Annotated in this window: 4 protein-coding genes; 2 read left to right on the forward strand and 2 right to left on the reverse strand. The window is 54.3% G+C overall.

Annotated elements, in window-relative coordinates; genetic code table 11:
- Nucleotides 1–692: vWA domain-containing protein (locus RMSM_RS07295; protein ID WP_040764624.1), on the forward strand; the 692-nt coding region annotated here is incomplete at its 5' end.
- 79 nt (nucleotides 693–771) lie between these two features.
- Complete coding sequence (locus RMSM_RS07300) at nucleotides 772–1173, forward strand: TadE/TadG family type IV pilus assembly protein (protein ID WP_008693632.1); 402 nt, start codon at nucleotides 772–774, stop codon at nucleotides 1171–1173.
- 15 nt (nucleotides 1174–1188) lie between these two features.
- Here RMSM_RS07300 and RMSM_RS07305 read toward each other — a convergent pair whose 3' ends face one another.
- Together RMSM_RS07305 and RMSM_RS40750 are read right to left on the reverse strand one after the other, a co-directional pair.
- Entirely contained in the window at nucleotides 1189–2493 is a 1305-nt protein-coding gene (locus RMSM_RS07305) for a glycosyltransferase family 4 protein (protein WP_008693634.1), read from the reverse strand.
- Nucleotides 2494–2593: 100 nt separating this feature from the next.
- Nucleotides 2594–2929, reverse strand: a complete 336-nt coding sequence (locus RMSM_RS40750) for a DciA family protein (RefSeq protein ID WP_160168251.1) — start codon at nucleotides 2927–2929, stop codon at nucleotides 2594–2596.
- Nucleotides 2930–3457: the final 528 nt, after the last annotated feature.

Raw genomic sequence — 3457 nt, forward strand, 5'->3', positions numbered from 1 at the left:
CCGGTCAACGCCCGATCAACAGCGTCAAGGTCAACGGCAAACGCACCCACGATTCGACTGCCGGTGCAGTTCCGATGTTCTTTGGCAACATGGTCGGATTCGAATTCTTTGAACCGCAAGCGCTTTCGACGGCAACATACATCGAACGTGACGTCGTGCTAGTGGTCGACCGCAGCGGATCCATGTCCGGTGCCAAGATCGCCGATCTGCGTGATGCCATCAACATCTTTACCAGCACACTCGAAGGCACTCCGGTCCAAGAACAAGTCGGTTTGGCATCGTACAACGACCGAGCCCGAGAAGACGTCCAATTGAGCGACGATTTGAATCTGATCACCCGCGCCATGGCGGCGATGCCCGTCGGCGGGTTCACCAGTATTTCGCGAGGCATGGATGCGGGCCACTCCATCATGAATCGCAGTCGTGACGCCAAATTTGTCGAAAAGACCATGATTGTGATGACCGATGGCAAGCACAACCGTGGACGTGAACCACGTGAATCGGCAGACGAAATTGCTCGCGATGGGATCACGATTCACACCATCACGTTTGGCGCCGGTGCCGACACCACGCGGATGCGAGAAGTAGCAGCGATCGGCAACGGAAAAACCTTTCACGCCGCCAGCGGTGACGAGTTGCGACGTATCTACCGCGAGATCGCGCTGACGCTGTCCACCATGATGACCGAATAATGTTGGTTCTCGTTTGATCGATCCATTTGATCGATCAAAACGAATCCCCCTTCACCCTCACTGTTGTTAGCAGAACCCCATGACCAAACGAAGACAACGACGCCAACGACGAGGCGCAGCCTTGGTGGAGTTTGCAATTGTCGTTCCGATCTTGTTCCTGTTTTTTTTTGCAGCGTTCGAGTTTTGTCGCGCTGCGATGATTCGTCATACCGCCGATAACGCGGTCTACGAAGCGGCGAGAACTGGCATGTTGCCGGGAGCGACCGCGGATGAAACTGAAGCCAAAGCACGAGGCATTCTCAATTCATTGGGTCTAAACAATGTCCGCGTTCAGGTCACCCCCAATTCGATCCGTCGCGATACACGCGAAGTGACCGTGCGAGTGGAAGTTCCGATGGAGGGCAACAGCTTTGTCCCGGTCAAATACGTCCAAGGCGAGATCACTCGCGAATTGACCATGCGTCGCGAAGGCATGAAGTAGACTGCGAAGCCGCAGTTAGTTCGGTACACAAGTCAACTCGGTAAACAGTGACGCCAAACGCTGCGCCGTGATTTCAATCGAGTGCTTTTGGACTACATTCGTGATCCCCGATGCGATCAACTGCTGACGCCGCGAGTGATCTTTAGCCAACAGATCGATGCCACCGGTCAAAGCCCCAGGGTCATTGGCGGGAACGACGATGCCCCCGCCAGTCGACCCCACGAGTTCGCCGAACGCGCCATGATCAGGCAGCACCACTGGCACGCCTGATGCGATGGCCTCGAGTACAAACAATCCCTTGGGATCCTCGTATTCCGTTGGCACACACAATAGATCGAGTGTCCGTAAGAATTCGGCTTTCTCGGACAGCGTGGGGCTGCCGTGATAGGTAAAACGCTTGCTCAAATTCGCCTTGCTTATTCGTTGACGAAGCGATTCCAGATAGGCGTGATTATTCTCACCCAGCCAACCGGCCACCTCCAACGTCAAACGAGAATGTGATTGCTGTGTCGCCAGTTCGATAAACGCATCGACCAACCGGTGCAACCCTTTCTCGGGTGCAACCCGAGCCATGTAACCTAGGCGAAACGTCTCAGGTTCGAGCGACGATGCCGTCCGCGGCGAAAAATGCTGGAGATCTATCGACAACGGAATTGTGGTCAGCTTGGACGACGGAATCTCGAGCAGCGACCCCATCTTGTCGCCATAAAAACGACTGTTGACGACAAATCGATCGACGACTCCCACGAGTTTTCGGCACAGCTGGATCGCTTCGGATCGCGCCGCATCGGGCAAATGATCCAAGAAAATATCATCGCCTTGCAATAACACCACGATCTTGGTGTTGGGCAATCGTTTGCGAATCATCGGCAACGCTCCGCCGATCAACAGATTGCTCAACACCAGCACATCGGGGTGCATCTGCGTGTCGAGCCAATCGGTCAATCGCCCCACCTCTTCGGCTTGCCGTCCCTCGGTCCCTTTGAGCATCGAGATCGCCAGCTCCGCAAGTTTAGCGGCATCGGTCGACATCGCCCGGCTCGTCGCCAAGCGGATCAACGGCGGCCAATCGAGAATGCGTCGAAGCGATGGAGGCACAAACCGAATCCATGGCATCTGCTGCAGCAGGTAGATGTGAATGCCGCCAAAGAAGACCTGCTCTTCCGCGATGCTGGTTTCATCGGTGCGGATCGGTGTGTAAATCGGCTGCAGCACGCAGTCGATTCCGGACGCTCTTAGCACCCGCGCGGTGGCATTGTCGTGCATACAGCTGCCACAATACATGCCGGCGGCACCCGCGGTTAAGAACACCACTTTCATCGTGACACAAAACTCCCGCGGACTGGACTGATCGAACTTTGCCGGATTGTCGTTGATCGCTCTGCGATCAGAACGATCGACCTTTCAAAGATCAACAACATTAATTGGCCTGGATGCGAAACTTCAGTCCCGTGACATTGGATTGCGGATGAGCCTTTTGCAATTTTTTGAGAATCGTTCGCTTTTGAAAATTCAACTCTTGCAGAGTGACCGAATCCGACGCATAGATCTCTAGCACGCCACGTTTCAAATTGCCGATCCGCACACTTGTTCGGATCTGTTCATCAATCAGTGAAATCACGACGTCCTGAATTTCGTTGACCACTGCGACTTGCGCATAGCCACGTCGCGAGATCAATTGGTTCACCAGAGAACCAATTTTCCGCACGCGTGGCTTCTCTTCCGGGGCGGTCATGTTTGCCTTGGAAGACTTCATCTTAATGGGAGCGGGCCTTTTCCGAGGCAATCCGTCGGACAATTTTAACGTTCCTTTGCAACGAGATTTCTGGGCCTTTGCAACGAGATTTCCGAGCCTTTGCCACGAGCTCTTTGGGGAATGCCTGTGCGGCGGCTGATGAAAACCGAGATCTGGGACCAAATCCCTGCGTCCCTTTTGGGGGTTGTCGGTCATTCGATTGGATCGAACAAACAGCGCAGCGACGCTGCCAGTATTGCTTAATCGAGTCCATCAGTACAGATCGTCACTCGATACGCCAACGGAAAAGCCCAATTAGCCAACGCTGTGAAGCATTTACCCCCCGTGTTTTGCGAGGTTTTAGCGACAGGACGCAAGCCCGATGCGATCTACCCTCGACTCTATATGGGTGGTCCGGCGATTTCGAGCCGTTTCTTTACCGCATTGGGCGCGCTGTTTGCGGTCGCCTTTTCAAATGCCCGGAGCCTCACTTTCTCGCTTTCGGGCAACCACAAATTCACAACTTGATTCTCGGACAAGGGACAACTT

This window comes from Rhodopirellula maiorica SM1 (genome assembly GCF_000346295.1).
Classification (GTDB): Bacteria; Planctomycetota; Planctomycetia; order Pirellulales; family Pirellulaceae; genus Novipirellula; species Novipirellula maiorica.

Excerpts from the sequence above, each read along its gene's own strand:
- RMSM_RS07300 (WP_008693632.1), top strand. The coding sequence starts at position 772 with ATGACCAAACGAAGACAACGACGCCAACGACGAGGCGCAGCCTTGGTG.
- RMSM_RS07305 (WP_008693634.1), bottom strand. The coding sequence starts at position 2,493 with ATGAAAGTGGTGTTCTTAACCGCGGGTGCCGCCGGCATGTATTGTGGC.
- RMSM_RS40750 (WP_160168251.1), bottom strand. The coding sequence starts at position 2,929 with ATGAAGTCTTCCAAGGCAAACATGACCGCCCCGGAAGAGAAGCCACGC.